We start from the raw sequence: 17,368 nt of genomic DNA on the forward strand, positions 1-17,368 counted from the left end.
CGAGCAAGCTTCGCGCCTACAGGTTCGGCGTAGACCAGACCATCAGGTCAGGTGTTCACCCGCCCATGTTGACCAGGGCCCGACAGCATGATGATTCTCTCTCCCTGGCGCGCCGACTTTCCGGCTATCGCCGCGCTCCAACGGCAAGACCAGACCTATCTGGATAACGCCGCCACCACGCAAAAACCTCAAGCCTTGCTGGATGCGCTGACGCATTACTACGCCAACGGCGCGGCCAACGTACATCGGGCGCAACACTTGCCCGGCGCCCATGCCACCCAGGCATTCGAGGCCAGCCGCAGCAAAGTCGCGCAATGGCTGAATGCCGGCGATTGCGGGCAGATCATCTTTACCCACGGCGCGACCTCCGCGCTGAACCTCCTGGCCTATGGCCTTGAGCATCTATTCAATCCGGGCGATGAGATTGTCATCAGCGCCCTGGAGCATCACGCCAACCTGCTGCCGTGGCAGCAACTGGCGCACCGGCGCGACTTGAAACTGGTGGTCCTGCCGTTGGACGCCGACGGGGTGATCGACCTCGACGCCGCCACACAATTGATCGGCCCACGAACCCGTTTGCTGGCGGTCAGTCAGCTGTCGAATGTGCTCGGTGTCTGGCAGCCGTTACCCGCCTTGCTGGCGATGGCCAAGGCGCACGACGCGTTGACCGTGGTCGATGGCGCGCAAGGCGTGGTTCATGGTCGGCATGACGTGCAGGCGCTGGGTTGCGACTTCTATGTATTTTCCAGCCACAAACTCTATGGCCCCGACGGTCTGGGCGTGCTGTTCGGTCGCCATGAGGCGCTGAAACAACTGCGCCATTGGCAGTTCGGCGGTGAAATGGTGCTGGATGCGGATTACCACAGCGCACGCTTTCGCCCCGCGCCTCTGGGTTTCGAGGCCGGTACTCCGCCGATTGCCGGTGTGATCGGCCTGGGGGCGACGCTGGATTATCTCGCGGGGCTTGATCAGGACGCGGTCTCGGCCCATGAAGCGGCGCTGCATGACTATTTATTAAAGGGGCTTGAAGCGCGTAATGGCATTCGACTGCTGGGCAAACCGCAATTGGCGTTGGCCAGTTTTGTCGTCGAGGGTGTGCATAACTCTGACCTGGCGCATTTGCTGACCGAACAGGGCATCGCCGTGCGCGCCGGTCATCACTGTGCGATGCCGTTGCTCAAAAGCTTCGAACTGGCCGGGGCGATCCGGGTGTCGTTGGCGCTGTACAACGACTCAGAAGACCTCGAACGGTTCTTTGAAGCGCTGGATCAGGCGCTGGAGTTGTTGCGATGAGCTTACCGGCTGATGCCGTCATGGCACTCGACACCTTTCAGGCTGCCGCCGGTTGGGAGCAGCGGGCGCGGCTGCTGATGCAATGGGGCGACCGTCTGCCTGCGTTGAGTGATGTGGATAAAGTCGACGCCAACCGCGTGCATGGCTGTGAAAGTCAGGTGTGGCTGGTGGGTTCGTTGAATGACGGTCACTGGCAGTTTGCAGCGAGCAGCGATGCGCGGTTGATTCGCGGGTTGGTGGCGTTGCTGCTGGCGCGGGTCAACGGCTTGTCGGCGGATGAGTTGCGCCAGGTGGATTTGCCGGAGTGGTTCAATCAGCTTGGGCTTTCGCGGCAACTGTCGCCTTCGCGCAGTAATGGCCTCAACGCGGTGCTTCAGCGGATGAATGAGTTGGCTAATTAATCGCCATCGCGAGCAGGCTCGCTCCCACATTGGAACGCGTTCACCTGTGGGAGCGAGCCTGCTCGCGATGAGGCCGACAGCTGCAACCTTAAACCTCAGGCTTGACCCGATCCGCCGGCCGCCGTACACCCGCCACAATTTTATCCACAGCCTTGGTCGCCGCGACCATGCCGAACGTCGCCGTCACCATCATCACTGCGCCAAACCCGCCGGCGCAGTCGAGCTTCACGCCATCGCCGACAAAACTCTTCTGCAAACAGATGCTGCCATCCGGTTTCGGGTAGCGCAGTTGCTCGGTCGAAAACACGCACGGCACGCTGTAATGACGCGTCACGGTACGCGAGAAGCCGTAGTCACGGCGCAGGGTCGAGCGCACTTTCGATGCCAACGGGTCATTGAAGGTGCGGTTCAAGTCGCAGACCTGGATCAGTGTCGGGTCGATCTGCCCGCCTGCCCCGCCAGTAGTAATAATTTGAATCTTGCGGCGCTTGCACCAGGCGATCAGCGCTGCCTTGGCATTCACGCTGTCGATGCAATCGATCACGCAGTCGATGTTTGGCGTGATGTACTCGGCCATGGTCTCGCGCGTCACAAAATCCGCCACCGCGTGCACCGTGCAGTCCGGGTTGATCCCGCGTAACCGCTCGGCCATCACCTCGACTTTGGGTTTGCCGACAGTGCTGTCCAGCGCGTGCAGTTGGCGGTTGGCGTTGCTGACGCAAACGTCATCCAGGTCAAACAGCGAAATCTCGCCGACGCCACAACGGGCAATGGCTTCCGCTGCCCAGGAACCGACGCCACCGACACCGACGATGGCCACATGGGCTGCGCGCAGACGCTCCAAGCCTTCGATGCCATACAAACGGGCGATGCCTGCAAACCGCGGATCTTCTGTACTCATGACCATTACCCTAAAAACCGGCGCGCATTATAGGGCCAGACAGCGACAAGATCTAAGTTCCCGCGATAAGTGTAAGAACTTATGCGAAACGGGATTGCCAAACGTAGGGCATTTCCCTGTCAGCTATACGCTCAGGGAATGCCCGGTGTAGGATGCGCGCCCCTTGGCACACGCCGACCGGTCCTTCGTTCCACAGCCTTTGGAACCTGAAATAGCTATGTCATCGCGTAAATTTGGACTCAACCTGGTCGTGGTGCTCGCCATCGCCGCCTTGTTTACCGGCTTCTGGGCGCTGATCAATCGCCCGGTCACCGCCCCCAACTGGCCCGAACAGATCTCCGGCTTCTCGTACTCGCCGTTCCAGCAAGGCCAGTATCCGCAGAAGGAGCAGTACCCGACCGACGATGAAATGCGTCGCGACCTGGAGATCATGAGCAAGCTGACGGACAACATCCGTACTTACTCGGTCGATGGCTCTCTGGGAGACATTCCCAAACTGGCGGAAGAATTCGGCCTGCGGGTCACCCTCGGTATCTGGATCAGCCCGGACGAGGAACGCAACGAGCGTGAGATCCTGCGTGCCATCGAACTCGCCAATACCTCCCGCAGCGTGGTTCGCGTGGTTGTAGGCAACGAGGCGATCTTCCGTAAGGAAATTACCGCTGCGGAACTCAGCATCATTCTGGATCGCGTCCGCGCGGCAGTGAAAGTGCCGGTGACTACGTCCGAGCAATGGCACGTCTGGGAAGAAAACCCGAGCCTGGCCAAGCACGTCGACCTGATCGCTGCCCACGTCTTGCCGTATTGGGAACATGTGCCGATGGAGCAATCCGGGCAGTTCGTACTCGACCGTGCCCGTGATCTGAAAAAGATGTTCCCGAAAAAACCGCTGTTGCTGTCGGAAGTCGGCTGGCCGAGCAACGGCCGTATGCGCGGTGGCGCCGATGCGTCGCCGGCAGACCAGGCGATTTACCTGCGCACGCTGGTCAACAAGCTCAACCGCCAGGGTTTCAACTACTTCGTGATCGAAGCGTTTGACCAACCCTGGAAGGCCAGCGACGAAGGTTCGGTGGGCGCTTACTGGGGTGTTTTCAACGCCGCGCGCCAGCAGAAATTCAACTTCGAAGGCCCGGTTGTCGCGATTCCGCAATGGCGCGTGCTGGCGGTCGGTTCGGTGGTCCTGGCGCTGCTGTCCCTGACCCTGCTGATGATCGACGGCTCGGCCCTGCGTCAACGCGGCCGTACCTTCCTGACCTTTATCGCCTTCCTCTGCGGATCGGTGCTGGTGTGGATCGGTTACGACTACAGCCTGCAATACAGCACCTGGTTCAGCCTGACGATAGGATTTCTCCTTGCCTTGGGCGCACTCGGGGTCTTTATCGTATTGCTGACCGAGGCGCATGAACTGGCCGAAGCGGTCTGGACCCACAAGCGTCGGCGCGAATTCCTGCCGGTGGTGGGCGAATCGGACTACCGACCGAAAGTGTCGATTCACGTCCCTTGCTACAACGAGCCGCCGGAGATGGTCAAACAGACCCTCAACGCCCTGGCCAACCTCGACTATCCGGACTTCGAAGTCCTGATCATCGACAACAACACCAAGGACCCGGCGGTCTGGGAACCGGTGCGCGATTACTGCGCAACCCTGGGCCCGCGTTTCAAGTTCTTCCACGTCGCGCCACTGGCCGGCTTCAAGGGTGGCGCGCTGAATTACCTGATTCCGCACACCGCCAAGGATGCCGAAGTGATTGCGGTGATCGACTCGGACTACTGCGTCGACCCGAACTGGCTCAAGCACATGGTGCCGCACTTCGCCGACCCGAAAATCGCCGTGGTGCAGTCGCCGCAGGATTACCGCGATCAGAACGAAAGCACGTTCAAGAAGCTCTGCTACGCGGAATACAAAGGCTTCTTCCACATCGGCATGGTCACCCGCAACGACCGTGACGCGATCATCCAGCACGGCACCATGACCATGACCCGACGTTCGGTGCTCGAGGAACTGGGCTGGGCCGACTGGTGCATCTGTGAAGACGCCGAGTTGGGTCTGCGAGTGTTCGAAAAAGGCCTGTCGGCGGCGTATTACCACACCAGCTACGGCAAAGGCCTGATGCCCGATACCTTTATCGACTTCAAGAAACAGCGTTTCCGCTGGGCTTACGGTGCGATTCAGATCATCAAGCGTCATACCACCAGCCTGCTGCGCGGCAAAGGCAGCGAGCTGACCCGTGGCCAGCGTTACCACTTCCTCGCGGGCTGGTTGCCGTGGGTAGCGGACGGCATGAACATCTTCTTCACCGTGGGCGCCCTGTTGTGGTCGGCGGCGATGATTATCGTGCCGCAGCGGGTCGATCCGCCGTTGCTGATTTTCGCCATCCCGCCGTTGGCGCTGTTCGTATTCAAGGTGGGCAAGATCATCTTCCTCTACCGTCGTGCGGTCGGGGTCAACCTCAAGGATGCGTTCTGCGCGGCGCTGGCCGGGCTGGCGTTGTCGCACACCATCGCCAAAGCAGTGCTGTACGGTTTCTTCACCAGCAGCATTCCGTTTTTCCGCACACCAAAGAACGCCGATAACCACGGCTTCTGGGTGGCGATTTCGGAGGCGCGCGAAGAGGTGTTCATCATGCTGCTGTTGTGGGGTGCGGCGCTGGGGATTTACCTGGTGAACGGCATGCCGAGCAACGACATGCGCTTCTGGGTGACCATGTTGCTGGTGCAGTCGCTGCCGTACCTGGCGGCGCTGATCATGGCGTTCCTGTCTTCGCTGCCGAAACCGGTGGCCGAAGCCGCGACCGCACCGGCTGTCTAAATCAGTACAGATGCACTAAACGGCGGCCAATGGCCGCCGTTTTGCTTTAAGATAACCGCCATTTTGCGCGCCTTGCCTCAATTCCTGTAGGAGCGAGGCTTGCCCGCGAATGAAGCGACTCGGTGTAACAGATACACCTCACTATCGTTCTTCGCGGGCAAGCCTCGCTCCTACAAATAAAGCTCCGGAGTCTTACATGACGGCCCACGCCGACCTTTCGCCGACCCTTCAACTCGCCATCGACCTGATCCGCCGTCCGTCCGTGACGCCGGTCGACGCCGATTGCCAGAAGCAGATGATGCAGCGCCTGGGCGATGCCGGTTTCACCCTGGAGCCGATGCGCATCGAAGATGTGGATAACTTCTGGGCGACCCACGGTAAACACGACGGCCCGGTGCTGTGCTTCGCCGGACACACCGACGTGGTGCCGACCGGCCCGGTGTCTGCCTGGCAGATCGACCCGTTCAACGCGCTGATCGACGAACACGGCATGCTCTGCGGTCGTGGCGCGGCCGACATGAAAGGCAGCCTGGCCTCCATGACCGTGGCCGCCGAGCGCTTCGTCGCCGACTACCCGGATCACAAGGGCAAGGTCGCGTTCCTGATCACCAGCGACGAAGAAGGCCCGGCGCACCATGGCACCAAGGCCGTGGTTGAACGCCTCGCCGCGCGCAAGGAACGTCTGGACTGGTGCATCGTCGGCGAACCATCGAGCACTACATTGGTGGGTGACGTGGTCAAGAACGGCCGTCGCGGTTCACTCGGTGCCAAGCTGACCGTTCGCGGTGTGCAAGGTCACGTGGCGTATCCACACCTGGCGAAGAACCCGATCCACCTCGCTGCCCCGGCCCTGGCCGAACTGGCCGCCGAGCATTGGGACCACGGCAACGATTTCTTCCCGCCGACCAGTTTCCAGATTTCCAACGTCAATTCCGGCACCGGCGCGACCAACGTGATTCCGGGCGACCTGGTGGCGGTGTTCAACTTCCGCTTCTCCACCGAGTCCACCGTTGAAGGCCTGCAAAAGCGCGTCGCCGACATCCTCGACAAACACGGCCTGGACTGGCACATCGACTGGGCATTGTCCGGCCTGCCGTTCCTGACCGAGCCGGGTGCATTGCTGGATGCCGTGACGTCGAGCATCAAGGACATCACCGGGCGCGAAACCAAAGCCTCCACCAGCGGTGGCACCTCCGACGGGCGCTTCATCGCAACCATGGGCACCCAAGTGGTTGAACTGGGCCCGGTCAACGCGACGATTCACCAGGTCAACGAGCGTGTACTGGCCGCCGACCTCGATGTGCTGACCGAAATCTACTACCAGACCCTGATCAAGTTGCTCGCCTGATGCTCGCCTGCCCGATCTGCAGCGAACCGCTCAACGCGGTGGACAACGGCGTGGCCTGCCCCGCCGGGCATCGTTTCGACCGTGCGCGGCAGGGTTACCTGAATCTGCTGCCGGTGCAGCACAAGAACAGCCGCGACCCTGGGGATAATCTCGCCATGGTCGAGGCCCGTCGCGACTTCCTGAACGCCGGCCATTACGCGCCGGTGGCCAAGCGCCTGGCCGAACTGGCCGCGCAGTACGCGCCCCAGCGCTGGCTGGACATCGGTTGCGGCGAGGGTTACTACACCGCGCAAATTGCCGAAGCCCTGCCCAATGCCGATGGCTATGCGCTGGACATCTCCCGGGAAGCGGTCAAACGCGCCTGCAAACGCAACCCGCAGCTGACCTGGTTGATCGCCAGCATGGCCCGGGTGCCGTTGGCTTCGGGGAGCTGCCAGTTTCTCGCCAGCGTCTTCAGCCCGCTGGATTGGGAAGAAGCCAAACGCCTGCTCAGCCCCGGCGGCGGTTTGATGAAAGTCGGGCCGACCAGCGGCCACCTGATGGAATTGCGCGAGCGGCTGTACGACGAAGTCCGTGAATACACCGACGACAAGCATCTGGCCCTGGTGCCGGAAGGCATGGCGCTGCAACACAGCGAGACCCTGGAATTCAGACTGACACTTTCAAATGGCCAGGATCGCGCCAACCTGCTGGCCATGACGCCACACGGCTGGCGTGCCAGTGCCGAACGCCGGACGGCGGTCATCGAGCAGGCGGAGCCGTTCGAGGTCACCGTGTCGATGCGCTACGATTATTTCGTACTTCAATAATTTTTGGTCTTGAGCAACAGCTTGAGGCCGGCTAAATCCGCGAATGGATTTTTCAAGACCGCAGTGAGGACATCCATGCGCCAACCCGATATCGAGATTTACCTGAAAGACGCTGACGTCGACTACAAGGCCGTTGCAGACTGGCTTAGCGAAGCGTTGGGCCAGTGCAGTGAATGGGTCAAGAAGGGCCAGACCTACAAGTGCAAGGCCGGCAACGTGTCGGTCACCTGGCTGCCCAAAGCCGTGGGCAAATGGAACAGCCTGTTCCTGGACAGCGACCAGACCCCGTGGGAAGACGACATCGCCTGCGCCCGCGCCGCGTTTGCCGCACTGAATGTCGAAGTGCGTTGCGCACCGGGCAGCTGGGTTGAGGAAGAAGGTGAAGAAACGGCCGATCGCTGGATGCGCATCAGCGCTGACGGTGAAGAAGAAATCATCTGGAAAACCGCGTAATCCACGTTCCCACAAAACCTGTAGGAGCGAGGCTTGCCCGCGAAGCTTTTAGCGCCAGTGATGACGCCTTCGCGGGCAAGCCTCGCTCCCACAGGTTTTATGTGTGATCTGAGGAGTGGGGTTACAAACCCACCACATCCTCTGCCTGCAAGCCTTTCTCGCCGGTCACCACGGCGTATTCCACCTGCTGACCTTCAGCCAGCGAGCGATGCCCTTCACCGCGGATCGCGCGGTAGTGCACGAACACGTCCACCCCGTCCTCGCGCTGAATGAAGCCGTAGCCCTTGGCGTCGTTGAACCACTTCACATTGCCGGTTTCGCGCGTAGCCATGAATCGATACCCCCTTCTTTTTATTGTTGAGGCGCCGAGTATATGACAGGCGCCAAAACTCTCAACTCAACTTTACTTACCCGCTTTTTTGCCGATTTTCGACGAATACGGCACACTATCGGCCGCCCGAGCAATTGCTTGGTTTTACTCACTCACGCAGAAGCCGTATGACCCGTTCCCCGTTCCGCCGTCTTGTTTTTGGCACCCTGCGCCGACTGCTCTATCTCTGGGTTCGCTCGGAGACGATCAACCAGTCGTCGTTCACCCTCAACCTCGACCGCAGTCGTCCGGTGTTCTACGTCCTGCAAAACCCTTCGCTGACCGACCTGGCCGTGGTCGACACCGAATGCAGCAAAGCCGGCCTGCCCCGCCCGGTGCTGCCTGTGTCGGTGGGTAATCTGGTGGAACCCGCCGCATTTTTCTACCTGACACCGGAACCCGACTGGCTCGGCCGACAGGACAAACGTGGTGCGCCGCCCGCCCTGACCCGCTTGGTCAGTGCCCTGAGCCAGAACGCCGCCGAAGACGCGCAGATCATTCCGGTCAGCGTGTTCTGGGGGCAGTCACCCGACAGCGAATCGAGCCCGTGGAAATTGCTCTTCGCCGACAGTTGGGCCGTTACCGGTCGCCTGCGTCGGTTGCTGAGCGTCATCGTGCTGGGGCGCAAGACCCGCGTGCAGTTCTCGGCACCGATTCACTTACGAGAGCTGATCGACCACAACAAAGGCCACGAACGCACGGTGCGCATGGCCCAGCGGATCCTGCGGGTGCACTTCCGCAACCTGAAAGCCGCGGTGATCGGCCCAGACATTTCCCACCGTCGCAACCTGGTCAAAGGCCTGCTCAATCAACCGCTGGTCAAGCAAGCGATCCTCGACGAAGCCGAGCGCGAGAACATCTCTCCGGAGAAAGCCAAGGCCCAGGCGCTGCGCTATGGCAACGAGATCGCTTCGGACTACACCTACACCGCGATCCGCTTCCTGGAAGTAGTGCTGAGCTGGTTCTGGAACAAGATCTACGACGGCATCAAGGTCAACCACATCGAAGGCGTGCAGAAAGTTGCCCAGGGCCACGAAGTGATTTACGTGCCGTGCCACCGCAGCCACATCGACTACCTGTTGCTGTCCTATTTACTGTTCCGCAATGGCCTGACCCCGCCGCACATCGCCGCCGGGATCAACCTCAACATGCCGGTGATCGGCAGCCTGCTGCGCCGTGGCGGCGCGTTCTTCATGCGCCGCACCTTCAAGGGCAACCCGCTGTACACCTCGGTATTCAACGAATACCTGCACACTCTGTTCACCAAAGGTTTCCCGGTCGAGTACTTCGTCGAGGGCGGCCGCTCGCGCACCGGGCGCATGCTGCAACCGAAAACCGGGATGCTGGCAATTACCCTGCGCAGCTTCCTGCGTTCATCGCGCATGCCCATCGTGTTCATTCCGGTCTACATCGGCTACGAGCGTGTGCTGGAAGGCCGAACCTACCTCGGCGAACTGCGTGGTGCGAGCAAGAAGAAAGAATCAATCTTCGACATCTTCAAAGTCATCGGTGCGCTCAAGCAGCGTTTCGGCCAGGTGGCGGTGAACTTCGGCGAACCGATCAAACTCGCGGAATTCCTCGACAGCGAACAGCCCGACTGGCGTAAACAGGAACTCGGCCCGCAGTTCAAACCGGCCTGGCTCAACGAAACCACCAACCGTCTCGGCGAAAAAGTCGCACAGCATCTGAACGAGGCGGCGGCGATCAACCCGGTCAACCTGGTGGCCCTGGCGTTGCTGTCCACCACCCGCCTGGCGCTGGATGATCGCGCCATGGCGCGGGTGCTTGATTTGTATCTGGCGCTGTTGCGCAGGGTTCCGTATTCGCCGCACACCACGCTGCCGGACGGTGACGGCCGGGCGTTGATCGAGCATGTGAAGGACATGGACCTGTTGTCCGAGCAAAGCGATGCCCTGGGCAAGATTTTGTATCTGGACGAGCAGAACGCCGTCCTCATGACCTACTACCGCAATAACGTGCTGCACATCTTCGCCCTGCCCGCCTTGCTCGCGAGTTTCTTCCAGAGCGCCTCGCGCATGAGCCGCGAACAGATCCTGCGCTACACCCGGGCGTTGTATCCGTACCTGCAATCGGAGCTGTTCATTCGCTGGTCGCTGGACGAACTGGATGCGGTGATCGATCAATGGCTCGAAGCGTTCGTCGAGCAAGGTCTGCTGCGTTTCGAGAACGACGTGTACCTGCGCCCGGCGCCAAGCTCGCGACACTTTGTGTTGCTGACGTTGTTGTCGAAGAGCATCGCCCAGACACTGCAACGCTTCTACATGACTGTGTCCCTGCTGCTCAACAGCGGCCAGAACAGCATCAGCGCCGAAGAACTGGAAGACCTGTGCACCGTCATGGCCCAGCGGCTGTCGATTTTGCACGGACTGAATGCCCCGGAGTTCTTCGACAAGAGCCTGTTCCGCCACTTCATTCAAACCATGCTGGATCTTGACGTGCTCAAACGCGACGAAGCCGGCAAGCTGAGTTATCACGAACTGCTGGGCGAACTGGCGGAAGGCGCGGCCAAACGGGTGTTGCCGGCGGAGATTCGTTTGTCGATTCGGCAGGTGGCGTTGCATCGCAGCGAAGATGCGGCGGATCAGGTCGCCCCTCAGCCCGAGGCTTAATGTAATCCCTGTGGGAGCGAGCTTGCTCGCGCCCACATTGACCGGAGATCGGCGATGAAAAAACTCTCTTTGTTGGCAATGACCACTTTATTGGGCGCCTGTCAGACGATGCAACCCGCCGCTAAAACCGCCCTCGATGGTGAAGTCTTCTACCTGCAACGCATTGCCCTGCCACCGAGCGCCACCTTAAGCGTCAGCTTGCAGGACGTGTCCCTCGCGGATGCGCCCGCCGTTATCCTCGACGAACAGAAAGGCCCGGTCAAAGGCCAGGTGCCGCTGCCGTTTCATCTGAGTTACGATCCGGCCCAGGTCAAACCCGGCCATCGCTACTCCGTCAGCGCGCGCATCGAAGTCGGCGGCAAACTGATGTTCATCACCACCGAACACCACGCCGTACAGCTGGATGGCAGCGATCCGCAGCCACTGAAAATCCGCGTCGACGCCATTCGCTAATGTCTCTTTTTTGAACAAGGAAGCCGCCATGCTCCGCCCTACCCTTCGCTTTGCCGGCCTGTGTGCAGGCTTGATGATCTCCGCCAGCGCACTGGCGCTGTCGCTCAATGACCTGTCGCAAAAAGACGCCACCGGTGGCCTCAAGGATGCCCTGACCCAAGGCGCGCAACTGGCCGTCAAACAACTCGGCACGCCAGGCGGCTTCAGCAACAACCCGGACGTGAAAATCGAACTGCCGGGCAAACTGGGCAAAGTCGCCAGCAAAATGAAACAGTTCGGCATGGGCGATCAGGTCACTGAGCTGGAAACCAGCATGAACAAAGCGGCCGAAACCGCCGTGACCCAGGCCCAGCCAATACTGGTGGATGCCGTGAAGAAGATGAGCGTCGATGACGCCAAAGGGATTCTCAGCGGCGGCAACGACTCGGCCACCCAGTACCTGAGCAAAACCAGCCGCGAACAGATTCGGGTCAAGTTCCTGCCGATCGTGAAACAAGCCACCGACCAGGTCGGCCTGGCCAAGCAATACAACACCTTCGCAGGCCAGGCAGCGACCATGGGCGTGCTGGATACCAAGAACGCCAACATCGAAAGCTACGTGACCGAGCAGGCACTGAACGGCTTGTTCGAGATGATCGGCAAACAGGAAGAAGCCATTCGCAAGAACCCTGCGGCGGCGGCGACGAGTCTGGCGAAGAAAGTCTTTGGTACGCTTTAATTCCAGGCAATTGAAACTCGCAAAAAAGCCCACTGGTCTTTACAGGTCAGTGGGCTTTTTCCGTTTGCGCTACTGGTGCGGATCAACCTGATCCAGAACGCGATTTACCGATAACTCCGCCAGCGAAATCATCTGTTGAACCGCCAACATAAGATTGCATGTCGGTCCGTTCAGACCGAAGGCTAACTCACTGGCCATCACATTTGCCGAAGCGAGGGTTTCGCAGGCGTGAGCCAAAAGGGTTTCGGAATCAACGTTGGGGGCGATGACGAAAACCGAGCTGGGACGACGGTCAGCTTTAGCCTTTTTTTCGGGTGGTGGCGCCAAATAGTGATCAAGAGCGCGAATTGCCGCGTCGTGGAGTTTTTTGGAATCGAGAAAGGCGTAAGGGGAAACCGGGTCGGTTTCTTTTTCCAGTTCTGCTTCCGTGTCTGGAGGATTTGGGCTGTCTTTAATCATCGTGTAACTCCTGAAGTAGTGGAGCTGTCACCGTTCGCTGCGAAACGAACATAAGGTGGCAGCTGTACGCAGGTTCGCAGACCGGGACTTCAGGAACCCGGCAGACCCGAAGATCTCCCGCGCACAGCCGCCATAACACAGGCATAAAAAAACGCCCGCTTTCGGATGGTGGACGCTGTGCGTCTGAAGTTTAACCGGGCTGCGAAACCCGGTCGCTGCTTTTTGCAGCGACACCCAAAAGCCTAGAGATCGCGCTTCCGACAGACAACCTGAAAATTTCGTGGGAAGGTTCTGATGTTTTGGCAGATCTTTAAACATAGTCGCCTGCCAGATCGCCATCGCGGGCAAGCCCGCTCCCACAGGGTTTTGTGTCGTACACGGTATTTGTATTCAGAAGATTAACTGTGGGAGCGAGCCTGCTCGCGAAAGCGGTCGTCCATTTGCGAAATGTATTGCCTGACACGACGCCATCGCGAGCAGGCTCGCTCCCACAATTTAGAGCGGTGAACGTCAGCAAGAGAGCGGGCGGCCCGAAGGCCGCCGAGATTACACCGACTCTTTCTTGATCCTGAACCACGCCGCATACAACGCTGGCAAAAACAGCAACGTCAGCGCAGTCGCCACGATCAACCCGCCCATGATCGCTACCGCCATTGGCCCAAAGAATACGCTGCGGGACAGCGGAATCATCGCCAGCACCGCCGCGAGCGCGGTCAGCACAATTGGTCGGAAGCGTCGCACCGTGGCTTCGATGATTGCTTGCCACGGTTTGAGCCCGGCGGCAATGTCCTGCTCGATCTGGTCCACCAGAATGACCGAGTTACGCATGATCATCCCGGACAGTGCGATGGTCCCGAGCATCGCGACAAAACCGAACGGCTGACGAAACACCATCAGGAACAGCGTCACGCCAATCAGACCCAGCGGTGCAGTCAGGAACACCATCACCGTGCGCGAGAAACTGCGCAGTTGCAGCATCAGCAAGGTCAGCACCACCACAATGAACAGCGGCACGCCGGCCTTCACCGAGTTCTGGCCACGGGCCGAGTCTTCCACCGTGCCGCCGACGTCCAGCAAGTAACCGTCCGGCAATTCGGCGCGAATCGGGTCGAGGGTCGGCAAGATCTGCTGCACCAGCGTCGCCGGCTGTTCCTTGCCGTAGATGTCGGCGCGGATCGTCACGTTCGGCAGGCGATTACGGTGCCAGATGATGCCTTCCTCAAAGCCATATTCCAGCGTCGCGACCTGAGACAGCGCGACGCTGCGGCCGTTGTCGGTCGGCACCGCCAGGCTCGGCAACAACGACAGTTCGGTGCGCTCATGCAGGGTGCCGCGCAGCAGGATCTCGATCAACTCGTTGTCTTCGCGGTACTGGCTGACACTGGACCCCGTCAGGGAGCTTTGCAGGAACTTCGACAGGTTCGCCGTGCTCACGCCCAAGGCCCGGGCGCGGTCCTGATCGACGTTCAGGTAGACGACTTTGCTCGGTTCTTCCCAGTCCAGATGGACGTTCGCCACGTGCGGGTTCTCGCGAACCTTGGCCGCCACTTTGCGGGCCAATGCGCGGACTTCCTCGATGTGCTCACCGGTCACCCGGAACTGCACCGGATAGCCAACCGGCGGACCGTTTTCAAGGCGTGTGACCCGAGAGCGCAAGGCGGGGAATTGTTCGTTGAGGGTTTCGATCAGCCAGGTGCGCAGGGTTTCACGCTCCTCGATGGTCTTGGCCAGGACGACAAACTGAGCAAAGCTGGCCGCCGGCAGTTGCTGATCCAGCGGCAGATAGAAACGCGGCGAACCGGTGCCGACGTAGGCCACGTAGTTGTCGATACCGGCGTGATCCTTCAGCAAGGCTTCAAGGCGTTTAACCTCGTCGGCGGTGTTGCTCAGGGACGCGCCTTCGGCGAGTTTCAGATCGACCATCAATTCGAGCCGACCCGAGGCCGGGAAGAATTGCTGCGGCACAAAGCGGAACAGCACGATCGAGCCGATGAACAACACCACGGTCAGCACGATGACAGTTTTACGCCAGCGCACGCACCACTCCACCAAGCGCCTGACCCGTTGATAGAACGGCGTGCCATAAGGGTCGGGCTGACCCGTGCCATGTTTGGCGGCATGAATCTTCGCCAGGTCCGGCAGGAGTTTTTCCCCCAGGTACGGCACAAACACCACCGCCACAATCCACGAAGCCAGCAACGCGATGGTCACCACCTGGAAGATTGAGCGCGTGTATTCCCCAGTGCCCGATTGCGCCGTGGCTATGGGCAAGAATCCGGCGGCGGTAATCAGGGTGCCGGTAAGCATCGGGAACGCGGTGCTGGTCCAGGCGTAACTGGCGGCCTTGATGCGGTCGAAGCCCTGCTCCATTTTGATCGCCATCATTTCCACGGCGATGATTGCGTCGTCGACCAACAAGCCCAAGGCCAGCACCAACGCGCCGAGGGAAATCTTGTGCAAGCCGATGCCTAGGTAATACATGCAGGCGAAGGTCATCGCCAACACCAGCGGAATCGCCAGCGCCACCACCATGCCGGTGCGCACACCTAGGGAGAAAAAACTCACCAGCAACACAATCGCCAGGGCCTCCACCAACACCTGAACGAACTCGCCGACACCGGTTTTCACCGCTGCGGGCTGATCGGAGACCTTGCGCAGCTGCATGCCGGCCGGAAGGTTTTTCTGGATGCGGTCAAACTCGATCTCCAGCGCCTTGCCCAACACCAGAATGTCGCCGCCGTCCTTCATCGCGACGGCCAGACCGATGGCGTTTTCCGCCATGAAGCGCATTCGCGGCGCCGGTGGATCGTTGAAGCCGCGACGCACGTCCGCCACATCGGAAATACGGAAAGTGCGATCACCGACGCGAATCGGGAAGTTCTTGATCTCATCGACTGTCTGAAAATTCCCCGAGACCCGTAGCTGCAATCGCTCGCTGGTGGTTTCAAAGAACCCGGCCGTGGACACCGCGTTCTGCTCTTCAAGGGCTTGCTGCACGGCGGCCAATGGCAGACCGAGCGTGGCAAGCTTGACGTTGGAGAGTTCGATCCAGATCTTCTCGTCTTGCAGCCCGAGCAGATCGACCTTGCCCACATCCTTCACCCGTTGCAGCTGGATCTGAATGCGGTCGGCGTAATCCTTGAGCACCGCGTAATCAAATCCCTCGCCGGTCAGCGCATAGATATTGCCGAAGGTGGTGCCGAATTCATCGTTGAAAAACGGCCCTTGGATGCCCGGCGGTAACGTATGCCGAATGTCACTGACCTTTTTGCGAACCTGATACCAAAGGTCCGGTATTTGCACCGAATGCAGGGAGTCACGGGCAATGAACGTCACCTGGGATTCGCCCGGACGGGAGAACGACACGATGCGTTCGTATTCCCCGGTTTCCATCAGTTTCTTTTCAATGCGCTCGGTGACCTGGCGCGAGACTTCCTGCGCCGTGGCGCCCGGCCAGTTGGTGCGGATCACCATGGCCTTGAAGGTGAACGGCGGGTCTTCGCTCTGGCCGAGTTTGGTGTAGGAAAGCGCGCCGACGACAGCCAGCAAGAGCATCAGGAACAGTACGATCTGGCGATTGCGCAGCGCCCATTCGGAAAGATTGAAACCCATCGGGGATTACTCCTTGTCCGCCAGATTGACCACGCGGTTGGAGCGATCCACCGGGCGCACTTGCTGCCCTTCAAGCAAAACATGGACGCCAGCGGCCACCACCCAGTCGCCGGCATTCAGGCCTTCGAGCACCGGGACGGTTTTTTCGCCGAAGGCACCGACCCGGACCGGGGTTTTCTTCAAGGTATTGTTGGCACTGACGACCCAGACATAGGTCGCGCCGTTTTCCGCCGTCAGTGCCGATAGCGGTACGGACAGCGGTATCACGTCAGTTGTCTGGACGAACACCCGGGCGCTCTGGCCGAGTTCGGCCGGGACCTTGCCGCCGGTGAATGAAATCCGGGCAGCGAAGGTGCGGGACTTTGGATCGGCAGCCGGCGACAGCTCACGGATGCGCCCGGCAAAACGCTGATCGGGCTGGGTCCAGAGTTCTACCGAGACGGGCTGGCCGACCTTGAAGCGGCCGAAGCTCTGCTCCGGCAAGCTGATCAACACTTCACGCTCGCCATCGGTGGCGAGGGTGAACACGGTTTGCCCGGCCGCCACCACTTGCCCGACTTCCACCGCACGCTTGGCCACCACGCCATCCTGGGGCGCTCGCAGCACCGCGTAGCTGGCCTGATTGGTCGAGACGTTGAATTCGGCTTTGATTTGCTTGAGGCGTGCTTCACCGGATCGGTAAAGGTTTTCGGCGTTGTCGTACTGCGAACGGCTGACCATCTGACGGTCCATCAGCGTCTTGTAGCGGTCACGTTCGGCGCGCACCAGGCTCAGATTGGCCTCGGCGGCGGCCACTTGGGCACGGGTGGCTTCCAGTTGCAGGCGCACGTCCTGGGGATCGAGTTCGGCCAAAGGCTGATCGGCCTTGACCCGTTGCCCTTCTTCTACCAGTCGTCGACTTACCTTGCCGCCGATGCGAAACGCCAGGTCCGGCTCATAACGAGCCCGCACTTCACCCGGATAGCTTTCCATTGCCTGGGCCGAAGGCTCTGGCTGTACCACCATGGCCGGGCGGACAGTTGTTTTCGGCGCCTCTTCGTGGCCACACGCAGACAATAGAAACGCCAGACACACTGGCAACGCGAGGGGCAAGGCATAGCGGAACATGGTGA

The 17,368-nt window shown here is 60.2% G+C and carries 14 protein-coding genes; 9 read left to right on the forward strand and 5 right to left on the reverse strand.

Annotation, left to right across the window (positions count from 1 at the left end):
- Positions 1-87: 87 nt before the first annotated feature.
- Positions 88-1,293 (forward strand): aminotransferase class V-fold PLP-dependent enzyme, encoded by a 1,206-nt coding sequence (locus AB4N91_RS21060; RefSeq protein ID WP_010462849.1) that lies wholly within the window; start codon positions 88-90, stop codon positions 1,291-1,293.
- Complete coding sequence (locus AB4N91_RS21065; RefSeq protein WP_154911816.1) at positions 1,290-1,694, forward strand: SufE family protein; 405 nt, start codon at positions 1,290-1,292, stop codon at positions 1,692-1,694. Before AB4N91_RS21060 ends, AB4N91_RS21065 begins: the two co-directional genes overlap by 4 nt.
- A gap of 88 nt (positions 1,695-1,782) precedes the next feature.
- Here AB4N91_RS21065 and tcdA read toward each other — a convergent pair whose 3' ends face one another.
- Positions 1,783-2,595, reverse strand: coding sequence for a tRNA cyclic N6-threonylcarbamoyladenosine(37) synthase TcdA (tcdA, locus tag AB4N91_RS21070; protein WP_010462854.1), 813 nt, complete (start codon positions 2,593-2,595; stop codon positions 1,783-1,785).
- Between the two features lie 217 nt (positions 2,596-2,812).
- On the opposite strand from tcdA, the gene AB4N91_RS21075 reads away from it, so the two are divergent.
- From AB4N91_RS21075 to AB4N91_RS21090, 4 genes are all read left to right on the forward strand, one after another.
- The gene (locus tag AB4N91_RS21075; RefSeq protein ID WP_010462855.1) at positions 2,813-5,404 is read left to right on the forward strand and encodes a glycosyltransferase; all 2,592 of its coding nucleotides are present in this window, start codon (positions 2,813-2,815) and stop codon (positions 5,402-5,404) included.
- A gap of 196 nt (positions 5,405-5,600) precedes the next feature.
- Positions 5,601-6,752 (forward strand): succinyl-diaminopimelate desuccinylase, encoded by a 1,152-nt coding sequence (gene dapE / locus AB4N91_RS21080; RefSeq protein ID WP_154911817.1) that lies wholly within the window; start codon positions 5,601-5,603, stop codon positions 6,750-6,752.
- Positions 6,752-7,561: a putative RNA methyltransferase gene (locus tag AB4N91_RS21085; RefSeq protein WP_010462859.1), complete on the forward strand. Its 810-nt coding sequence runs from the start codon at positions 6,752-6,754 to the stop codon at positions 7,559-7,561. The genes dapE and AB4N91_RS21085 overlap by 1 nt, the downstream gene beginning before the upstream one ends.
- A 75-nt stretch (positions 7,562-7,636) precedes the next feature.
- Entirely contained in the window at positions 7,637-8,014 is a 378-nt protein-coding gene (locus tag AB4N91_RS21090) for a hypothetical protein (protein WP_010462860.1), read from the forward strand.
- Between the two features lie 121 nt (positions 8,015-8,135).
- Here AB4N91_RS21090 and AB4N91_RS21095 read toward each other — a convergent pair whose 3' ends face one another.
- Positions 8,136-8,345, reverse strand: coding sequence for a cold-shock protein (locus tag AB4N91_RS21095; protein WP_010462862.1), 210 nt, complete (start codon positions 8,343-8,345; stop codon positions 8,136-8,138).
- 167 nt (positions 8,346-8,512) lie between these two features.
- On the opposite strand from AB4N91_RS21095, the gene plsB reads away from it, so the two are divergent.
- From plsB to AB4N91_RS21110, 3 genes are read left to right on the forward strand one after another with little or no spacing between them, the layout of a single operon-like run.
- The gene (gene plsB, locus AB4N91_RS21100; RefSeq protein ID WP_154911818.1) at positions 8,513-11,014 is read left to right on the forward strand and encodes a glycerol-3-phosphate 1-O-acyltransferase PlsB; all 2,502 of its coding nucleotides are present in this window, start codon (positions 8,513-8,515) and stop codon (positions 11,012-11,014) included.
- 54 nt (positions 11,015-11,068) lie between these two features.
- The gene (locus AB4N91_RS21105; protein WP_154911819.1) at positions 11,069-11,467 is read left to right on the forward strand and encodes a YbaY family lipoprotein; all 399 of its coding nucleotides are present in this window, start codon (positions 11,069-11,071) and stop codon (positions 11,465-11,467) included.
- A gap of 28 nt (positions 11,468-11,495) precedes the next feature.
- The gene (locus AB4N91_RS21110) at positions 11,496-12,185 is read left to right on the forward strand and encodes a DUF4197 domain-containing protein (RefSeq protein ID WP_010462869.1); all 690 of its coding nucleotides are present in this window, start codon (positions 11,496-11,498) and stop codon (positions 12,183-12,185) included.
- 69 nt (positions 12,186-12,254) lie between these two features.
- Here AB4N91_RS21110 and AB4N91_RS21115 read toward each other — a convergent pair whose 3' ends face one another.
- The 3 genes from AB4N91_RS21115 to AB4N91_RS21125 all read right to left on the reverse strand — a co-directional run bounded on the left by AB4N91_RS21115 (position 12,255) and on the right by AB4N91_RS21125 (position 17,363).
- Positions 12,255-12,644, reverse strand: coding sequence for a DUF6124 family protein (locus tag AB4N91_RS21115; protein ID WP_077748318.1), 390 nt, complete (start codon positions 12,642-12,644; stop codon positions 12,255-12,257).
- Positions 12,645-13,190: 546 nt separating this feature from the next.
- On the reverse strand, positions 13,191-16,256 hold the full coding sequence (locus tag AB4N91_RS21120; RefSeq protein WP_010462873.1) for an efflux RND transporter permease subunit: 3,066 nt from the start codon (positions 16,254-16,256) through the stop codon (positions 13,191-13,193).
- Positions 16,257-16,262: 6 nt separating this feature from the next.
- The gene (locus AB4N91_RS21125) at positions 16,263-17,363 is read right to left on the reverse strand and encodes an efflux RND transporter periplasmic adaptor subunit (protein WP_010462874.1); all 1,101 of its coding nucleotides are present in this window, start codon (positions 17,361-17,363) and stop codon (positions 16,263-16,265) included.
- Positions 17,364-17,368: the final 5 nt, after the last annotated feature.

It is taken from the genome of Pseudomonas sp. H3_D04 (genome assembly GCF_054669175.1).

What these genes read in the sequence shown, in the direction of transcription:
- AB4N91_RS21060 (WP_010462849.1), top strand. Translation starts at nt 88, where the DNA reads ATGATGATTCTCTCTCCCTGGCGCGCCGACTTTCCGGCTATCGCCGCG.
- AB4N91_RS21065 (WP_154911816.1), top strand. Translation starts at nt 1,290, where the DNA reads ATGAGCTTACCGGCTGATGCCGTCATGGCACTCGACACCTTTCAGGCT.
- tcdA (WP_010462854.1), bottom strand. Translation starts at nt 2,595, where the DNA reads ATGAGTACAGAAGATCCGCGGTTTGCAGGCATCGCCCGTTTGTATGGC.
- AB4N91_RS21075 (WP_010462855.1), top strand. Translation starts at nt 2,813, where the DNA reads ATGTCATCGCGTAAATTTGGACTCAACCTGGTCGTGGTGCTCGCCATC.
- dapE (WP_154911817.1), top strand. Translation starts at nt 5,601, where the DNA reads ATGACGGCCCACGCCGACCTTTCGCCGACCCTTCAACTCGCCATCGAC.
- AB4N91_RS21085 (WP_010462859.1), top strand. Translation starts at nt 6,752, where the DNA reads ATGCTCGCCTGCCCGATCTGCAGCGAACCGCTCAACGCGGTGGACAAC.
- AB4N91_RS21090 (WP_010462860.1), top strand. Translation starts at nt 7,637, where the DNA reads ATGCGCCAACCCGATATCGAGATTTACCTGAAAGACGCTGACGTCGAC.
- AB4N91_RS21095 (WP_010462862.1), bottom strand. Translation starts at nt 8,345, where the DNA reads ATGGCTACGCGCGAAACCGGCAATGTGAAGTGGTTCAACGACGCCAAG.
- plsB (WP_154911818.1), top strand. Translation starts at nt 8,513, where the DNA reads ATGACCCGTTCCCCGTTCCGCCGTCTTGTTTTTGGCACCCTGCGCCGA.
- AB4N91_RS21105 (WP_154911819.1), top strand. Translation starts at nt 11,069, where the DNA reads ATGAAAAAACTCTCTTTGTTGGCAATGACCACTTTATTGGGCGCCTGT.
- AB4N91_RS21110 (WP_010462869.1), top strand. Translation starts at nt 11,496, where the DNA reads ATGCTCCGCCCTACCCTTCGCTTTGCCGGCCTGTGTGCAGGCTTGATG.
- AB4N91_RS21115 (WP_077748318.1), bottom strand. Translation starts at nt 12,644, where the DNA reads ATGATTAAAGACAGCCCAAATCCTCCAGACACGGAAGCAGAACTGGAA.
- AB4N91_RS21120 (WP_010462873.1), bottom strand. Translation starts at nt 16,256, where the DNA reads ATGGGTTTCAATCTTTCCGAATGGGCGCTGCGCAATCGCCAGATCGTA.
- AB4N91_RS21125 (WP_010462874.1), bottom strand. Translation starts at nt 17,363, where the DNA reads ATGTTCCGCTATGCCTTGCCCCTCGCGTTGCCAGTGTGTCTGGCGTTT.